Here is a 17,753-nt window from a genome sequence, read left to right as displayed (position 1 = left end):
TAATTGTGTGGTAATTAATACCTTTATCTTAGTATTTAACAACCAGCTATGCAAGCTATCACCATCGACGAATTTTATAAACAGGTAGGGAAAGACGATGCAGAATCGCTGTTGCCGGCCGGAATCAACAAAGAAATAGGGCACTTTAACGTATTCGACCTCAAAGAATTAATCCCCCGTTTTAAGGACGACCCCGGTCATATGCCCTACAACCGCAGGGCTTACTACAAGATAAGCCTGGTAAGAGGAAAAAATATTGCGGAGTACGCAGACAAGGTGATCCACATCGACAAAAATGCTTTGCTTTTTGCTACTCCTAAAATACCCTATAACTGGGTGCCACAGGATATGGACCAGGCAGGATACTTCTGCATTTTTACCAGCGATTTTTTAATACAATCAAAAAGTGGTGCTGTTTTAGATGAACTCCCCATCTTTCGCCCGGGTGGCTACCCGGTTTTCCAGGTTACCGATGCGCAGGCAAACGAACTGGAGCTGATGTTTAAAAAAATGCAGCAGGAAATAAGCTCCGATTATTTGTTTAAGTATGATCTTATCCGCAATTACGTAATGGAGGTAATTCATTACGGCCAAAAGCTGGAGCCCTTAACCACCTATAACAGTGCGCACAATGCATCGGCAAGGGTATCATCCCTGTTTATCGAACTGTTGGAGAGGCAGTTCCCCATAGCATCCCCGCAGCAAAAAATAACCTTGCGAACCGCTAGTGATTATGCCGACCGCCTCGCTGTGCACAGTAATCACCTTAACAAGGTTTTAAAAGAAAACACCGGCAAAACCACAACCGAGCATATTACCAACCGGCTTATCCAGGAAGCAAAAATCCTGCTCAAACAAACCGATTGGAACATATCAGAAATTGCCTACAGCCTGGGATTTGAACAGCTATCGCACTTTTCAAACTTCTTTAAAAAACAAACATCACTATCGCCAATTGAAATACGGGCAAAAATTATTTGAAATTGATAAATAGCTGATTGATGATTGCAAACATGTTATGGACAATGGCGCGTAGTTTAGCGCTATAACAACGCAACATCATGGCTCTTAAATTAATTAGCGGCGCCCTTATCATATTTGCAGCCTTTATGAGCATAAAACACGGCTGGCAGGGACTAACCATGAAACCGGGTGCCACTGGCCCCGAAGCAGAATTGTTTGGCAAATTAAATTTAAGCCCCGCCACATTAAAAGTAATATCGCTTTTGACACTGCTGAGCGGAATACTTATCCTTATGCCGCAAACTTTTGTTGCAGGCAATGTTTTAAATGCCGGCCTGATATTTTTCCTGGTGGTAATGTTTTTTTACGTAGGGGAATTCAAAGCCGCTTTAATTGAGATACCTTTTTTGCTTATCCCATTAGTGTTAATATATTTGAAATATCCACTTGGATAAATTACTTATGATAAACAAATCATTCATTGGTAGAAAAAAAGCAATTGAAAAGCGATTGAGCGATCACGGCATCAACGATATCAAAATACAATACCTGCCTTATCTTGATTTTGATCCTGAAAGTTTTGCAAAACCTTTTGACGTTGGCCGCCGGATTATCATTTTGTATGCAGTTTCGATTGCAGCACAGCATGAAAAATATCGTCAAAAAATCATGGACTGGCTAAAAGCTGAGGGCCTATGGGAACATGTTAGTGAACGGGAAACAAAATTGTTTGAAGGAAAAGTTACAGACAAAAAGGCACTGGTAAATTTTTCATGGCAAATAGAAGCGGCTTACGTATTGGCCTGGTCGCTCGGATTAGTTACGAAACTTTCGGTTTCCTGCCAGCCTATAGACGATGAGGAATTTAATGAATTTGATGCCGTTATTCCTTTGGTCGGCGAGCCTTTAAATGATTTTTTAACCAAACTGCATTATATCGACGAAACAATCATCATCGACGAAAACCTTTTTAATGAATTGGTTACCACTTACCTGAGAGATATTTATTTTAACGGCAACCCAAACACATCGACGGTAGACAGCGTCGTTTCTTTCGAAAGGCATAAAGCGCTGAACTGGCTTCGCCGCTTCTCCGGATTTGAAGAGTGGGACGAAACAGATACCTCAACCTAAAAGCGTAGTACGCCACAGCGCTTACATGCTTATTTTTGCCCGCATTTTATTCCCTTTTGCCTCATGCGTTACCTCGGCAAGTCCCAATGCTTCCATTAGGGGCGGAATGTACATGCCAAAACGGCCACGTAAACCTTTCTTGAGCCCGTACCAGCCGCCAACAGGGTTTTCGGAGGAACGCCCCCATGCTTCAACGGTACCTTCTTTGGCCGGCTTTTGTTCGTCGGCGCTCCCCAGTTCTATCCAATCGCCGTGTTGCTTAAGCATTGCGTGTAAATCTGCAAGGCAACGGTAATCATACAGCAACACCGTTTTGCCAACGGTGCATACCAAAACTTCTTTGCCATCTCTTACATCGGTATGCATGGTATATTCTGATGATAGCGGCGGTGTTTTAAGGGCCAATGGGGTTTCTTTAGTGCCAATTTGTTCTTTCATTGTATCAAAGCTAAATTAACGTCTGTTTTACTATTTTATTAACTGATCTATTGGCTTTAAAGTTAGGCGATAATAAGATACCCTTATAGGTTTTGCTACGCATCAGCAAAAAAATTCCATAAAAAAGCCACTTACAAATGCAAGCGGCTTTCTGTCTTGATTCTTGACTCTTAATTCTTGATTCTCTTTATTCACACCTTAATCCTCGTTCACAAATGAACGGAGCATCCAGGTGTTTTTTTCGTTGAATTGCATAAAGCGGTTCACCATATCATTGGTTCCATCATCGCCGGCTTCCGCTGTAATATCCAGGATCTCCCTTTCCTTGGCTATCAGGGCGGCAATGTCGTCAATAATGGCCTTTACCATTAGGGTATCCTTTAAACCAATGGTTTGAATTTCTTTGATTTGGGCGGTTTCAATATAGTCTTTAAAAGTACTATACGGTGGTTTACCTAACGACAGGATCCTTTCGGCCAGTTCATCAATGGTTAATAAAGCAGCGGTATACAACTCCTCAAACTTAAGGTGCAAGGTAAAAAAACTTGGCCCTTTTACATTCCAATGGCATCCGCGCAGCTTTTGATAATGGATGTGGTAGTTTGCCAAAAGATCGTTCAAATGGTCGACAACCGGCTTTACTTTTGTTTCTTCTAAGCTAATTTGTTCAGCATTCATAGTAGTGGTGATTTAGTGCTTTTAATACCGCCGCAGCGGCAATGTTTGGTAAAATTAACACTGTTTTGAAGATATTAAGCATATTTACACACTTTATGACAAAGTTGCTACCATTCATCCAACATCAATGTAAATGGCCCGTGTGGCGCATGGAGATTGATGGGCCAGGTAATATTATATTTCTGGAGGTACGCAATAGTGGCGACAAATTGGTTTCATTTACATCAATCAGCCTGGATAGCGGAATCATAAACTTTGAAGGGCTTACAACTCCCGAGCGATGGCTTACAGGCATCGAGACCGCATTTGACGGAGTACTGCTGCTGCATAATTACCAATCAGAAAAAGGTCCGGCACATAAGGGGCTGACCGCCATTGACGGCCGCACCGGGAAAACATTGTGGAGTAATTATACATTGGCCTTTGATCATATTTCGGTAAATGGCCCGGTGGTTTACAATACTCAAATACAGCCCCCAAAGCTCGTTCTGGCCGATATCAAAACCGGGGGAATAGCAAGAACCTATCAGGCTGTTATTGATATCGATTTAAATAATCACATTTTAAGCCCGCGCACGTTACCGGCACAAACGTTTAAGAATCTGCCGGCCGGGGTTGATGCCTACGGAAATACCGTGCATTACCTGGAGCACAATAATTTTAGAATTGTATCTTTGCACACGTTTTTGGCCGGGCAACTTGAGCAGCTCCTTTATATTTTTGACGATGAAGGCGCTATTGTTTACCACGATTTGTTGCAAAGCGATATACAAAAATTGCAACCCGAGGCGTTTGTAGTACATAATGATAAGCTGATCTATCTTAAAAACAGGTCAGAATTAATAGTTTTAAATTTATAAAGTACTGTATTATAAAATATTATGAAATTAAAGGTCCTTTTATTGATTGCTCCCTTAATCACCATTTCTGCATCCCTTTTTGCCCACACCGCCAAAGATTCTATCGGTGTTGAAAACCAGAACGGCAAAAAAGTTATCCTCCACAAATTAGACCCAAAAGACAATTATTACTCCATAGGCAGGCGTTATAAAGTAAGCCCAAAAGCTATTATAGAGTTTAACAACAATGCACCGCTTAAAATTGGCGGCACTATTAAAGTACCTACCGATTTGCCATTTAATGAAACGCAAACCGCTGCAACAACACAACCAACAAAACCTGCTGTACAACCGGCAGTAGTACAGCAAAAGCCACAGGTGCAGCCAACTGTTACCAAAACACCTGTACAAACGCCCGCGGTTCAACAACCTGTAACACAACAGCCCGCACCTGTGGTTCAACAGCCAGTTGCAACAGCGCCAAAACCGGCTGCTCCGGCACCGGCAACAGCACAACCAGGTGCTGCCGTAAACATGGACAATGTACAACAGTATAAGGTATCGGCCGGCGAAACAATATTTGCTATTGCCAAAAGATTTAATACTTCGGTTGAAGATATCAGGAGCTTGAATAGCTTAAGCTCGGATGATTTAAAGGCCGATCAGATAATCAAAGTACGCACCGGCATGCCACCTGAAGAAAGGCCGGTAGCCAAGCAGGACGGATTGAAAGCAGACTCGGCAGGGATGCCTGTTGACAGTGCCGACGCTAAATTTAAAGCCAACCGTTTTGGCCTGTACGAAAAAAATGAAAGAGGCGTAGCAACCTGGATATATGATACCAGCCTTGATCCTAAAAAAGAATTGGTTTTACACCGTACCGCGCCAATAGGCACGGTGATAAAAATTACTAATCCTATGAACAACCATACTACTTACGCAAAAGTAGTAGGAAGGTTTACAGACAGCGAAGCAACCAAAAACGTGCTCATTGTAATGACCAAGAACACCGCCGACGCATTAGGCGCTTTAGATAAACGCATTAACGTAAATATCAGCTACGGAAGCCCGAATGAATAAACCTTATATTGTTGGGATTGCCGGTGGAAGCGGATCGGGCAAAACCTTTTTTTTGAAGTGTTTCCTGGAGCATTTTACTGCTGATGAGGTATCTCTTGTTTCGCAGGATGATTATTATATCCCTGTGGCGCATAACATGACCAAGGAAGAAAACAAGCTGTATAACTTCGATTTACCGGCAACTATAGATGACAGGCACTTTCATGATGATATTGGCAAACTTTTAAATAAAGAGCCCATCATTAAACATGAGTATACTTTCAATAACCCCGATGCCATCCCCAAAGTACTGGAAATAAAGCCTGCACCAATCCTGATAGTAGAAGGTTTATTTATACTGCACTTTAAAGAGATTGCCGGTATGCTGGATATGAAAATTTTTATAGAGGCCGAAGATGACATAGCCCTGCAGCGCCGGCTTAAACGCGATTTACTGGAACGCGGCTATTCGCACGATGATGTGATGTACAAATGGGTAAACCACGTTGTGCCGGCCTATAAAGAGTTCCTGCTGCCTTACAAAGATGAATGCGATAAAGTAATTACCAACAACACACATGTTGCAGATGACATTATTGCGGTAACAGAAGAGATATCGGCTAATTTAAGAGAGAAGCTCTTTTAAAAGAATTTGAAAATTCGAGGATTTGAAAATGATTAACAGCCGTTTTGATTTGAAAATTTGAAGATTTGAGAATTTGAAAATGATCAACAAACATCATTTACCTAATTTAATCAGATATTCCCGGCATTTTCAAATCTTCAAATTACTTAGTCATTTTCGAATCTTCAAATTCTCAAATCTTCAAATTATTTAGTTTCCTATAATTTTCCTGGTTTCGTTGTGGTAATCGGTTTTGGTAATTACACCGGCCCTGAACAGGTTTCTCAATTTTGTAAGTTCAGCTTCTATCTTGGGGCAGCAGTTGTGGGTATTGAGTTTGTATGATCGCAGCGGGTCTTTATCAGTGCGGAGCGCCCAAACTAACGAAATTATCCAGGCTATTACTGTCCATCCCAAAAGGACATTCAACAACAAAACCGAAGTAAAGTTATTTTTCTCGCGGGCCATAATAGCAGGCAGGAGATAAATGGGCATTGTAATGGATAATAAAATGAATATTAGTATCAGTCCGGGATAATCTATCATAACCTAATTAAATATTGTCATTTATACGCAATAACTTAATCGTAAGATGCGAATATTTTTTAAATAAACTGCACTTCATTACGGGTATTTTTTACATCTGTATTTCAGGGACCTCCCCTTCTATTATTAACTTTCCTGCAGTCGCTTTTATTATCTCATCTACAGTTACACCTGGTGCCCGTTCCAATAATTTGAAGCCGCCTTGCGGTAAAACGTCAAACACCCCCAATTCGGTTACTATTTTTTTTACGCAATGTACGCCGGTTAATGGCAACGTGCACTTAGGTAATAACTTCGATTCGCCCGATTTGTTTACATGTTGCATGGCTACAATGATATTCTCTGCCGATGCAACCAGATCCATTGCCCCGCCCATACCCTTAACCATTTTACCGGGAATTTTCCAGTTGGCTATATCCCCGTTCTCGGACACCTCCATGGCGCCCAGGATAGTCAAGTTAACCTTCCTGGCCCTGATCATCCCAAAACTCATTGCCGAATCAAATATGGCCGAACCGGGTAACATCGTTATAGTTTGCTTACCGGCATTTATTAAATCAGGGTCTTCCTCGCCTTCAAAGGGAAAGGGCCCCATCCCCAACAGGCCGTTTTCTGATTGTAAAACCACATCCATGGTTTCAGGGATGTAATTGGCCACCAATGTTGGAATACCTATACCAAGGTTAACATAGTAACCGTCTTTTATTTCTTTGGCGATGCGTTTAGCGATACCGTTTTTGTCAAGCATAAAAACTTTTTTTTAATTATATCAATGCGAGGAAGTACAGGATAACAAAAATTTGTCATCGTGACGAAGGAAGGATCTACTAACCAACATGCTTTGACGCCAGAAAAGTTCGCTAATAGATGCTTCGTTCCTCAGCATGACAGGGTTATTATTATTTCGCTCGTTATCCTTTGGTCCTCACTGTCCTATGTTCAATCCGTTTTTCATAATCCCTGCCCTGAAAAATTCTGTGCACATAGATTCCGGGGGTATGAATATGATCGGGATCCAACTCACCCGGTTCAACAAGTTCCTCTACTTCGGCAATGGTTATCTTTCCGGCCATGGCCATAACAGGGTTAAAATTCCGGGCGGTTGATTTATAGATGAGGTTGCCCATAGTATCGCCTTTCCAGGCTTTTACAATGGCAAAGTCGGCATCAAAGGCCATTTCCATCAGGTAATCTTTACCATTAAAGTTGCGGACTTCTTTGCCTATGGCTACTTCGGTACCAACACCAGCTGGGGTAAAAATAGCGGGCATGCCGTAACCTGCGGCCATACAACGGGTTGCCAGCGTGCCCTGGGGTATCAGTTCTACCTCCAGTTCGCCGCTTAACAGCTGCCGTTCAAATTCCGCATTTTCGCCAACATAGGAAGAAATCATTTTTTTTACCTGGCGTTGTTGCAGCATCAGGCCAATGCCAAAGTCATCAACGCCGGCATTGTTGCTGATACAGGTAAGCTGTTTCACCCCTTTTTTTACCAGCGCGGCTATACATTTTTCCGGCAATCCGCATAAACCAAAACCACCCAGCATCAAGGTCATACCATCCCGGATGTCGCGGATGGCCTCATCGGCACCACTAACTACTTTGTTCATGTTCAATAATTGGTTATTTCAAAGCTACGGGAATAGAGCCAAGAATCAAGAGTCAGGAATTAAGATTTTTTTTTCGAACTGAATTAGCAAAAGACTAAACATCGCCCCTCAAAAAATTTGCACTTTTTAAGACAATCCAATAGGCTACAAATCCTGTCAATCTAATAAAATCTCGTCAATCGTGTTACCATTTTACCATTTTATCCATAAAGGCAATCAAATCATCGGCCATAGCCTGTTGTTCTTTGGCGCTGGGGTGTCCAGGTGTATTTTTGAATGGGATCATATGGGTATAAATGGCTTTGTCGTTTAAACCAGCCACTGCCTTTTCAATATAGCCCGGCCATGGCGCACCATCTTTAGTGGCATCCATACTGCCCAGGATGCAAAGGATTTGAGCTTTAGGGTATTTTTTGCGGATATTTTTCACCAACTCCCGGTATGCTTTGATAATTTGATCAGCCTCGGGTGGTTTTGTGCCGAAACGTTCTTTAAATTGTGGATTATCAGGCATTTTAACTATCCACGAATCGTTTTGAAACAGGTTGATAATCACCACATCAGGGGTATATTTTGTAAAATCCCAAAGGCTTGTTGGGTCGGTTGGGTCAAGGCGGTTATACATTTCGGGCATAATTAGCGGGAACCAGCTTACCATTACCCCTATGCCGCTTTTAGCAGTAGCCACATAGGCGGCATCATAATGACGTGCTGTTATTGCGGCATAGCTAATGTAGCCGTTTTCGTAAGGGGCACTCCCTCTATCCTGCCCGGTAGTATCTTCAACAGCGTAACCACAGGTGATAGAATTACCAAAAAATTCGATCTTGCGTTTTTTAACAGGTGGCGCTGGTAATATAGATGCGCCTTTATCCAAAATAAACTGTACAAAAGTGGTTTTACCCTTGTCCCATTCGGTACGTTTAAACAGTTCCAGGCTATGGTTGCCGTCGGGAAGGCCTTCGGCCAGGGTATACGTTTTTTGGGCATTTTCCAGGTGTAAAGTATTGGTTACCTTGCCATCGACAATAATTGTGAAATAATTTTCGCCTCGCTCGTCCTGCAACACCGCCGATACGCCGGTACCTTTAAAGTTAATTAGGGCTGATGAACCTGTCCAGTAAAACTCCGCAGCCTCATCGGTCATGTTAATGCGGCCGGTATAGCGGATGTGGGTATCCTTGCTTTTGAGTACCAGGCTTTGCGCCTGGCAAGTTGATAAGGCTCCCGAAGATACCAGGAACAGAACTACAAAGTATAATTTACGCATTTTTTGCCGGTTTACCCGTCTAATTTATGAAAATTGATAACACAAAACAAGTTGCCAAATACTATGAAACACCGAGCTAACCAATGACCAATGACAGCGCAGCGAAATGACTAATGACGCGCAGCGAATGACTAATTAACAGGCGTACCAAATTGCAACAGGTAGCCGTTATAATCGTAAATGGCAAACTCGCGCATGCCAAAATCAAAGGTTTCTATGGGATAGCAAATAATGGCATGTTCTTTCAGCTCTTTCCACAACTCGTCAACCTTATCTGTGCGAATGTACAGCGAACCCGTAAACTTTGGCATCCCGAAAGGCTCATGCTCATTGGGTAATGCAAACATGATTTCGATATCATCGCGGCTAACTGTTGCCCAGCCCCAACGTTCTTCATACCCAATACAGGTAAAGCCCAGGTTATTGATATAATAATCAACCGTTTCCCGTACCTGCCGGGTGTATAACATTGGAGTGATAGTTTTTAGGGCCATAGGTTTATAATATTTGCAAAATATACTAACTTTTTCAATACCCAAAACTATCCTCGGATATTTGAACCTTGTTTACATCAAACAAGTTACTCAGAGCACCATTTTTAGTCTTTTCGTCACCTTTTATATCTACCTTTTTATGGGTTTTATTATTCGTTATAGTAATTCCGCTCTTATAAACAAAACCACCAACAGCTGCTTCCCAAAGCTCATATATGATATAGGTATGCTCAGCGTTCGCAAACTGCAACAGATCGATTCCCTTTCCGTCATTATCGGCACCTCCATTCCTAACATAATGGTATAATTTAAATTTAGAGAAGCTGCTGTTTAAGTCACCCGGATATTCAAATTCCAAATTATCCGATGTTCCATATCTGTAAACTATATATCTTTTATCGCTATCAATAGCCACCGTAAGTTTCTTACCATTTTGAGTATTAAAACTTATGACATTTATTTCGTTAGGTTTTATATACTGTTGTTGAGCATTAGCACCCAAAGAGAAAAACAAAATAGCTGATAACAGAAACTGATACTTAACCATAGCTTTTGCAAAATATACTAACTTATTTCAAATAAACATAAGTTATCCCGTCCCCACCCCTATCTGCGTGCTCATCTTCCAACCTATCAACCTGGTCATACTTCTTAAGGTATTGGCGAATCATCTTACGCAAAATACCATCGCCTTTGCCGTGGATGATTTTAAGGTTACCAAAACCCATCATCAGGGCGCGGTCAAATAGTTTTTCAATATTGTGCAGGGCATCTTCGGTACGCTGGCCGCGTACGTCAATCTCCGGACTAAAATTAGCAAAATCGCTGGTATGCGAGTTCATGGTACGCCTCACCTCTTTGGGTACCGACGATTTGCTCACCCGCTCCACCTTTTTCTTTTTAGCTACGGTGCGTAAATCGCCAATGGCAATTACCACGTTATCACGGATAATCTCTATCACCTGCCCGGTAGTTTCCGAATCGGTTAATTTTACCCAGTCGCCAGGCTTCAGCTCTTCCTCAGCGGCGGCTGCGAGGCTTTGTTTTGCCGGCTCGACCTTTACTGTATTCTTTTTAAGCTCAATATTCAGGTTTTCGCGCAGGGTGCGGGTTTTTTCTTTATCGGCGTTGCTGCTTTTTATTTCGGATATGGTATTCTCAACCAGTTTATTGGCATTCAGGATAATGTTTTTGGCCTGGTCTTTAGCCTCGCGTATCAGTACTTTTTTATTTTCGTCCAGGTAGCTTTTCAACTTTTCGTTCTCGGTCTGTAACTCGTTAAGCTTGCGCTGCTGCTTGTCCAGTTTTTGTTTGGTTTCAAATATCTCGCGTTTTTCGCGCTCCAGGTCAACCAACAGGGTATCTACTTTTTTCTGGCCTTCGCTTATTTTGTTCCGGGCCAGGTTAAGTACGTTTGGCGGCAGGCCTATTTTTTGGGCTATCTCAAAAGCATAGGAGCTGCCGGGCTTGCCAACCTCCAGCCGGTAAAGGGGCTTCATCTCTACGTTATTAAACAGCATCGATGCATTTTCTATCCCTTCGGTATTGCTGGCGAAAATCTTGAGGTTGCTGTAATGCGTGGTTACCATCCCCCTCACCTTTTTATGGTTCAGCGATTCCAGCACTGCCTCGGCAATAGGACCGCCAAATTGCGGGTCGGTACCGGTGCCAAACTCGTCAATCAGTATCAGGGTTTTGCCATTGGCCTGCTCCACGAAATTTTTCATTTTGGATAGGTGGGCGCTATAGGTACTCAAATCGCTCTCGATAGATTGATCGTCACCTATATCAACAAACATCTGCTTAAATACGCCAATCACGCTGGCTTCGGCAGCCGGTATCAGCAAGCCTGCCTGTACCATCATTTGCAGCAGGCCAACTGTTTTCATACAAACAGATTTACCGCCCGCATTAGGGCCCGATACCACAATGATGCGTGTTCCTTCGTCAATCTGCACATTCAATGGCACCACCGTTTTTTGCTCCTTTTTAAAATTCAGGAACAACAGCGGATGGCGGGCATTAAATAATTTAAGTTTTGGCTCGTTTACCACCTGGGGCATTTCGCCTTCAATATCAATGGCAAACAGGGCCTTGGCGCGTACAAAATCAAGCTTGGTTAATAAGGCATGGTACGATAACAAAAGCGGCGCGTAGGGCCTTAATTCATTTGTTAAGGCTGTCAGGATCTTTACTATCTCGCGGCGGCGTTCAAATTCCAGGTCGCGCACGCGGTTGTTGAGGGTAAATACTTCCTCGGGTTCCATGTAAACGGTTTGGCCCGAGGCCGATTCGTCATGAATAAATCCTTTTAGCTTCCGCTTGTTTTCGGCCAGCAGCGGGATGCACAACCTGCCATCGCGTACTGTGAGCGATCCATCGGCCGTCCAGCCGCTCGATGACGCATTTTTAAATATCTGGTCAATCTTTTTGCGGGCTTCCTGCTCGGCTTTGGCTATGCCCGATGTTATTTCCTGCAAATCGCGCGATGCATTGGGGCGGATTTTTCCTTTGGGGTCAATAACGGCGTCAATCTTTTTCAGGATGGCCTTCTCAATAGGCAGGTGCTCAAACAGCGCCTCCAGATTGGGGTAAAGGCCTTCCCGTTCACTAAAATAAGCTATTACAGCAAATACGGTTTGCAGGGATGCCTGCACCTGGTAAAACTCCTCCTCGCTCAAAAAAACACCCTCTATACGGGCTTTATTGGCCAGGGATTTAATATCGAAAAAATGATGGATGGGTAGTGCGGCATCGTTTACCAGGATGTTTTTAAACTCGTTGGCCTGGCTTAAAAACTTGGCAATCTGGTCGTGATTGCTCATCACCTGTATCTTATCAACCATTTGCTGGCCCATCTCGCTCAGGCAATGAGCTTTTATTAATTCCTTTACTTCGGTAAACCCAAGCTTATCAACACTATTTAATGGGTACAGCATTAGGTCTTAGTCTATGTTTTAATTTTTTTACTGAATCTATTTTTGATTTCATCGTTCTTCTTGCTTCTGCTTGTTTTTTATACGAATCGGCCTTTAAGGAATCTACTCTCCGGAGGATTGCCTTTTGTTGTATTTTCGCTTGTTTAACCGAATCGGCTTTTTGGGCAGGGGTTTTCGGTCTCATGAGCGCTTTCCTTACCGAATCGGCTTTTAGCGAATCGGCTTTTTGGGTAGCCATCCGTTGTTTGTTTTGAGCCAGGTTAACAGAATCTGACATGGTTTTTATCCTAACCTCAACAGAATCATATATTTTAAACAGCTTGTCGGGTTCACTGGCGTAGTATTGCATGCTTTTTCTGAACTGGGCCGAGTCGGTATCGAATTTCCTGAAAGCATCTAAATATTTGCCCATGCCGTATTTGTACAGGCTATCGCCTCCCTGCAAACCATTATATAACGATCCATCTATCAGGTGTATCTGCACCAATAAGCCAGTCATTTGTTTGGGCTGGATAAATTTTGAGGGGACACTATCGCTTTTACAACCGCACAAAAAAAGTGTTACTGAAAAAAACAAGGTCAAGTATTTATACATTCTGTAATTTAGCGGCTGATTAATTAAGCAAATTTACGGATAAATGAGCATTGCAGATAATATCAAAAGCTTAAAAAAAGAAACGGAGGCCGGCAAGGTAATATTGTTAGCCGTATCAAAAACAAAACCCGCTGCCGAAGTGCTGGAAGCATACGATGCCGGGCAGCGTTTATTTGGCGAAAACCAGGTACAGGAACTGGTTGAAAAACAGGAGCAATTGCCCAAAGATATTGAATGGCACCTGATTGGCCACCTGCAAACCAACAAAGTAAAATACATAGCGCCTTTTGTAAGCATGATACAATCTGTTGATAGCGTGAAGCTGTTACAGGAAATAAACAAACACGCCCAAAAAGCCGACCGTGTAATTGATTGCCTGCTGCAAATTTACATTGCCGACGAGGAAACCAAATTTGGGCTGGGCTTTGATGAAGCTATAGAGCTGTTACGATCGGATGAATTTGCAGCTTGTAAAAATGTTCGTATACGTGGGTTAATGGGTATTGCCACCAATACCGATAACGAAAAGCAAATAAAAGACGAATATTACGAACTGAAGACCTTTTTTGACGGAATAAAAGTGAGCTATTTCAGAAAAGATGATAGTTTTAACATTTTATCGATGGGCATGTCGTCCGACTATAAAATAGCTATTGAACAAGGCAGCAACATGGTACGCCTGGGCAGCACTATTTTTGGCACAAGGGTGGTGAAACATTGGAAGAACAATTGAGGTGCGGGTTGCGGGGTTCGTGGTGCGGGTGCTTGATTTACAACTTAAAGAATTAAAGAACTTACAGAATTGGAAACTAACGAAATAACAAACAATACCAATCAAAAGCTCCCCCTTCAGGGGGCGGGGGCGGCTACCCTGCGTGTTGCCACCGTTGACGATTGCCCGCGGCTGATGGAACTGGTGCATGAGCTGGCCCTTTTTGAGCGGGCGCCGGAGGAAGTAACCGTTACTTTAGACGAATTTATTGATGCCGGCTTTGGCGCCAAACCTGTTTGGAAGGCTTACGTGGCCGAAGTTGACGGGTTGATAGTAGGTTTCGCGCTTTATTATATCCGCTACTCTACCTGGAAGGGCTGCCGCCTTTACCTGGAAGATTTAATTGTGACGGAAGCTTACCGTGGCAGGAAAATTGGCAAGCTTTTGCTGGATAGATTGATTGTAGAAGCCAAAGAGCTGGGCTTTAGCGGCATGGTTTGGCAGGTATTGGACTGGAACGAACCGGCTATTAATTTTTACAAAAAATACGAGGCTAACCTGGAAGCGGGATGGCTTAATGTGTCGTTATCGAAAGAGCAGTTGGAGCAGTATTAATAAACCGGTGTTGCATGGCGGCGAAGACTCACCCGGCTACGCTACGCTGGCCACCCTCTCTTCAGCTTCGCCGGAAAGAGGGGCTTTAAGGCGGAGAGCTATTTATAATGAGTCGCATTAGCTACTTTTCAAGCCCCTCTTTCCACCGCAGGTGAAGAGAGGGTGACGGGCGAAGCCTCGTCGGGTGAGTCTTAGCCAGCGTTCAAAACAATGCCATTGTAAAACCAAACACGATATTGGTTTATTAAGCTATATAAAACAACATCTAACATGAAAACCATCAGTAAGCTTTGTTTTATTTTAGTTGGATTTGCCCTTGCATCCTGCCAATGGAGTGTTAAACCTAAAGAAGATAAACAAACGGTAAAAGACACGCTTGCCTATACTTATAAAACAATTCATGAGCGGGCTGCCGATTGTGGCAACAAGTCGGATAGCGGTTGTACTGTGGTGAAAATTAGTTACCCGTTTTTTGACAGTGCCAAAGCATTAAACAATTTAATTAACGTCGACCTTGCCAACTTATTTTCAATAAATAAGAAGGCAGATAGCACCGTTGAGCAAATGACCAAAAACTTCCTGCAATTATATGCTGATTTCAGGCACAGCGACCCAAAGTCGGCTATGTTTTATACGCTGAATAGCTATGCAAAAGTAATTTACCAGGATTCGAACCTGACAACGCTCGAAATTGGCGGCTACATTTTCCGCGGCGGCGCGGCGCACGGGGACGCGTTAATCACCTTTGTAAACTGGGATATTAAAGCCAAAAAAGACCTTCGGCTTGGTGATATTTTTGCTGCCGGTTATCGTAACGAACTTAACGCTGTTGCCGAAAGGATCTTCAGGAAAGATGAAAAACTAAGCGACACATCATCACTGGCGCGGGACTATTTTTTTAAAGGTAATAAATTCGCACTGAACTATAATTTTTCTGCTACCCCGATAGGCCTTAAGTTCGTTTACAACCAGGATGAAATTAAGCCCTATGCTGCAGGTATAACAGAGCTGTTTATCCCCTATTCGTCCATTAAACATTTACTGCGGCCAAATACCGTGGTTAGTCAATATATTAAATAAATGCTTGTATTTAAATTCGGAGGGGCATCAGTTAAGGATGCCGATGGTATTATTAATCTGGCCAATGTTGTTAAACAATACGATGGCCAACAATTACTTATCGTGGTATCGGCCATGGGCAAAACCACCAATGCGCTGGAGAAGCTCACTAAAGCTTATGTAGATCAAACCGAGGACATGCACGGCATCTTCGACAGCATCAAACAATATCACTTTGATATTTTGCACGAGCTGTTTGATACTAACGATCCTGTTTTTGACGATGTGGCCAACACCTTTGTGGAGATTGACTGGGCCATTGAAGATGAGCCGCACGATAGCTACGATTTTATTTACGACCAGGTAGTATCCATCGGCGAACTGGTATCAACCCGTATCGTATCTGCCTACCTTAACAAAGCCGGCATAAAAAGCCAATGGCTTGATGTGCGTGGCTATATCCACACCGATAACAGCTACCGCGAGGGCATTGTGCAATGGGATAAAACGCGGGCAAGCATTAGCAAGGATATTCCGGCGCTGCTGCAAAAAGGCGTGGTGGTAACCCAGGGATTTTTGGGCGGGACATCAGAGAATTTTACCACCACTTTGGGCCGCGAGGGATCTGATTATACTGCATCTATATTTGCATCCTGTTTAGGTGCCGAATCGGTTACCACCTGGAAAGATGTTCCCGGGATCCTGAATGCCGACCCCAAATACTTCGCCGATACCGTAAAATTTGATGAACTATCTTACACCGAAGCCATCGAGATGACCTATTACGGCGCCAGCGTTATCCACCCAAAAACAATAAAGCCTTTACAAAACGCCAAAATACCTTTGCTGGTGAAACCATTTACCCATCCCGAAGCCCCCGGCACCGTGATTAAAGAAGATGGCTTCAACAAGTTTGAAAAGCCCGTTATCATCCTGAAACAAAACCAGGTGCTGCTTTCCATTTCGCCTATTGATTACTCATTTATATCCGAAGATCATTTGAGCGGCATCTTCGGTCTGTTTGCCCAAAACCAGGTGAAGGTAAATGTAATGCAAACCTCGGCCCTTAGTTTCACGGTTTGTTTTGACTTTTATGAAGAGCGTTTTGAAAAACTGATAAACACCCTTAAACAAGAGTTTAAAGTAAAATACAACAGTGGTTTATCGCTGATCACCATCAGGCATTACGACGAAAATTCGCTGAAGGAATTAACTGCCGGAAAGACCATACTTCTTGAACAAATCAGCAGGAATACGGCACAAGTGGTGGTGCGGTAAGGCATTTTCGAAGCCAACAACCAATTCATCGGCACAAATTAGCGCCTCGCCGATACAACGCCCTGAATAATATGGCGCTTTGGTACCTTTAGGTTAATAAAGGGTTAGTAATTAAAACATTCATCAAAAAAACTTAAAATTATGGGATTAGGAGCACCTGAAATAATACTCATCATTATTGCAGTATTGTTATTGTTTGGCGGAAAAAAAATTCCTGAGCTGATGCGCGGCATGGGCCAGGGTTTAAAGGCATTTAATGACGGTAAAACCGAAAAAGACGCAGCGATTAAAGAATAATTTAACTTAAAAAAGGAAAATCCAAAAAGGCGCATGAGTTATCTCGATGCGCCTTTTTTGCTTACAAAGCACGGTAGAACCTTTTACAGTATTAATAATAAATGTTATCCGTATAAGCAAACAAGGCCCTATGCTGTAAGTAAACCCTGTTTTTACGTTAGCATAAGGCCTTGAGTTCACCGTGTGGAGACATCTTTTTAACAAAAGAAAAATTGTCATTTCGATAGAGCAAGGGGAGCCATAGAGTGGGGCGCGAAAGAGAAATCTTAAACGCCCTGCATCAAAACCAGCCAATCGGAATGCAGGGCGCTCAAGATTTCTCCTCACCCCTCCTGCTTAGCCCACCCTGATTCGTTCGTATTCTAGGTTTAGCATAATTCCAAATTTAATTCAAAAAAGATTTTTTAGGCTGCCCTTTTATAGTTTTCCACATATTTTACGCCTCTTTTCACCAGGGAAAACATTCGTAAGATCAGCTTGAATTTTATATTGTTCAATACCAATCCGTAATCCTTACTTTTCATTTTTCGCTCTGCATATGCCCTTATCTCTGGATCATATTGCATTGCCGTTTTGGCTGCCTGGTTAAGTTCCTGTTTTTT

The 17,753-nt window shown here is 42.8% G+C and carries 21 protein-coding genes and 1 pseudogene; 11 read left to right on the top strand and 11 right to left on the bottom strand.

Going from position 1 to position 17,753, the window contains the following annotated elements:
- Positions 1–48: 48 nt before the first annotated feature.
- The 3 genes from AC1DXF_RS20780 (at position 49) to AC1DXF_RS20770 (ending at position 2,097) form a co-directional block, all read left to right on the top strand.
- Entirely contained in the window at positions 49–981 is a 933-nt protein-coding gene (locus AC1DXF_RS20780; RefSeq protein ID WP_477450619.1) for a helix-turn-helix domain-containing protein, read from the top strand.
- An 80-nt stretch (positions 982–1,061) separates the two neighbouring features.
- Positions 1,062–1,418, top strand: coding sequence for a hypothetical protein (locus tag AC1DXF_RS20775; protein WP_477450618.1), 357 nt, complete (start codon positions 1,062–1,064; stop codon positions 1,416–1,418).
- Positions 1,419–1,425: 7 nt separating this feature from the next.
- Entirely contained in the window at positions 1,426–2,097 is a 672-nt protein-coding gene (locus AC1DXF_RS20770; RefSeq protein WP_477450617.1) for a DUF4272 domain-containing protein, read from the top strand.
- A 21-nt stretch (positions 2,098–2,118) separates the two neighbouring features.
- Here the strand turns inward: AC1DXF_RS20770 and AC1DXF_RS20765 are convergent, their stop codons facing one another.
- Both AC1DXF_RS20765 and AC1DXF_RS20760 read right to left on the bottom strand, forming a co-directional pair.
- Positions 2,119–2,535 (bottom strand): DUF6855 family protein, encoded by a 417-nt coding sequence (locus tag AC1DXF_RS20765; RefSeq protein WP_477450616.1) that lies wholly within the window; start codon positions 2,533–2,535, stop codon positions 2,119–2,121.
- 198 nt (positions 2,536–2,733) lie between these two features.
- Positions 2,734–3,213, bottom strand: coding sequence for a Dps family protein (locus AC1DXF_RS20760; protein ID WP_477450615.1), 480 nt, complete (start codon positions 3,211–3,213; stop codon positions 2,734–2,736).
- Between the two features lie 95 nt (positions 3,214–3,308).
- Here AC1DXF_RS20760 and AC1DXF_RS20755 point away from each other — a divergent pair, with 95 nt between their 5' ends.
- The 3 genes from AC1DXF_RS20755 to AC1DXF_RS20745 are packed head-to-tail and all read left to right on the top strand — an operon-like array spanning position 3,309 to position 5,757.
- A complete protein-coding gene (locus AC1DXF_RS20755; RefSeq protein ID WP_477450614.1) occupies positions 3,309–4,073 on the top strand; it encodes a DUF4905 domain-containing protein in 765 nt (254 codons plus the stop codon).
- A gap of 21 nt (positions 4,074–4,094) precedes the next feature.
- Positions 4,095–5,132 carry a LysM peptidoglycan-binding domain-containing protein gene (locus tag AC1DXF_RS20750; protein WP_477450613.1) on the top strand — a complete coding sequence of 346 codons (1,038 nt, stop codon included), beginning with the start codon at positions 4,095–4,097 and terminating at the stop codon, positions 5,130–5,132.
- Positions 5,125–5,757 carry a uridine kinase family protein gene (locus AC1DXF_RS20745; RefSeq protein ID WP_477450612.1) on the top strand — a complete coding sequence of 211 codons (633 nt, stop codon included), beginning with the start codon at positions 5,125–5,127 and terminating at the stop codon, positions 5,755–5,757. Before AC1DXF_RS20750 ends, AC1DXF_RS20745 begins: the two co-directional genes overlap by 8 nt.
- 189 nt (positions 5,758–5,946) lie before the next feature.
- On the opposite strand, the gene AC1DXF_RS20740 is transcribed toward AC1DXF_RS20745, so the two are convergent.
- The 8 genes from AC1DXF_RS20740 to AC1DXF_RS20705 form a co-directional block, all read right to left on the bottom strand.
- Positions 5,947–6,231: a superinfection immunity protein gene (locus tag AC1DXF_RS20740; protein ID WP_477450611.1), complete on the bottom strand. Its 285-nt coding sequence runs from the start codon at positions 6,229–6,231 to the stop codon at positions 5,947–5,949.
- A gap of 142 nt (positions 6,232–6,373) precedes the next feature.
- Positions 6,374–7,030 carry a 3-oxoacid CoA-transferase subunit B gene (locus AC1DXF_RS20735; RefSeq protein ID WP_477450610.1) on the bottom strand — a complete coding sequence of 219 codons (657 nt, stop codon included), beginning with the start codon at positions 7,028–7,030 and terminating at the stop codon, positions 6,374–6,376.
- Positions 7,031–7,193: 163 nt separating this feature from the next.
- Positions 7,194–7,892 carry a CoA transferase subunit A gene (locus AC1DXF_RS20730; protein WP_477450609.1) on the bottom strand — a complete coding sequence of 233 codons (699 nt, stop codon included), beginning with the start codon at positions 7,890–7,892 and terminating at the stop codon, positions 7,194–7,196.
- Between the two features lie 184 nt (positions 7,893–8,076).
- Positions 8,077–9,162, bottom strand: coding sequence for an SGNH/GDSL hydrolase family protein (locus tag AC1DXF_RS20725; RefSeq protein ID WP_477450608.1), 1,086 nt, complete (start codon positions 9,160–9,162; stop codon positions 8,077–8,079).
- 131 nt (positions 9,163–9,293) lie between these two features.
- Positions 9,294–9,656 (bottom strand): VOC family protein, encoded by a 363-nt coding sequence (locus AC1DXF_RS20720; RefSeq protein ID WP_477450607.1) that lies wholly within the window; start codon positions 9,654–9,656, stop codon positions 9,294–9,296.
- 34 nt (positions 9,657–9,690) lie between these two features.
- Positions 9,691–10,203 carry a hypothetical protein gene (locus AC1DXF_RS20715; RefSeq protein WP_477450606.1) on the bottom strand — a complete coding sequence of 171 codons (513 nt, stop codon included), beginning with the start codon at positions 10,201–10,203 and terminating at the stop codon, positions 9,691–9,693.
- Between the two features lie 22 nt (positions 10,204–10,225).
- Positions 10,226–12,595 carry an endonuclease MutS2 gene (locus tag AC1DXF_RS20710; protein ID WP_477450605.1) on the bottom strand — a complete coding sequence of 790 codons (2,370 nt, stop codon included), beginning with the start codon at positions 12,593–12,595 and terminating at the stop codon, positions 10,226–10,228.
- Positions 12,576–13,190, bottom strand: a complete 615-nt coding sequence (locus tag AC1DXF_RS20705; protein ID WP_477450604.1) for a DUF4296 domain-containing protein — start codon at positions 13,188–13,190, stop codon at positions 12,576–12,578. Before AC1DXF_RS20705 ends, AC1DXF_RS20710 begins: the two co-directional genes overlap by 20 nt.
- A 43-nt stretch (positions 13,191–13,233) precedes the next feature.
- On the opposite strand from AC1DXF_RS20705, the gene AC1DXF_RS20700 reads away from it, so the two are divergent.
- The 5 genes from AC1DXF_RS20700 (at position 13,234) to AC1DXF_RS20680 (ending at position 17,151) form a co-directional block, all read left to right on the top strand.
- The gene (locus tag AC1DXF_RS20700; RefSeq protein WP_477450603.1) at positions 13,234–13,923 is read left to right on the top strand and encodes a YggS family pyridoxal phosphate-dependent enzyme; all 690 of its coding nucleotides are present in this window, start codon (positions 13,234–13,236) and stop codon (positions 13,921–13,923) included.
- A gap of 174 nt (positions 13,924–14,097) precedes the next feature.
- The gene (locus tag AC1DXF_RS20695; protein WP_477450674.1) at positions 14,098–14,517 is read left to right on the top strand and encodes an N-acetyltransferase family protein; all 420 of its coding nucleotides are present in this window, start codon (positions 14,098–14,100) and stop codon (positions 14,515–14,517) included.
- Positions 14,518–14,787: 270 nt separating this feature from the next.
- Positions 14,788–15,597, top strand: coding sequence for a DUF3298 and DUF4163 domain-containing protein (locus AC1DXF_RS20690; protein WP_477450602.1), 810 nt, complete (start codon positions 14,788–14,790; stop codon positions 15,595–15,597).
- Entirely contained in the window at positions 15,598–16,854 is a 1,257-nt protein-coding gene (locus AC1DXF_RS20685) for an aspartate kinase (RefSeq protein WP_477450601.1), read from the top strand.
- A 141-nt stretch (positions 16,855–16,995) separates the two neighbouring features.
- Positions 16,996–17,151 (top strand): Sec-independent protein translocase subunit TatA/TatB, encoded by a 156-nt coding sequence (locus AC1DXF_RS20680; RefSeq protein ID WP_147052303.1) that lies wholly within the window; start codon positions 16,996–16,998, stop codon positions 17,149–17,151.
- Between the two features lie 404 nt (positions 17,152–17,555).
- On the opposite strand, the pseudogene AC1DXF_RS20675 reads toward AC1DXF_RS20680, so the two are convergent.
- A pseudogene (locus AC1DXF_RS20675) lies at positions 17,556–17,753 on the bottom strand (IS110 family transposase); the annotation flags it as partial.

The sequence above is a fragment of the Mucilaginibacter sp. P2_A5 genome (assembly GCF_056404995.1).
The sequence above is the reverse complement of the archived record's forward strand: the minus strand, read 5'-3'. Positions and strand labels throughout refer to the sequence as shown.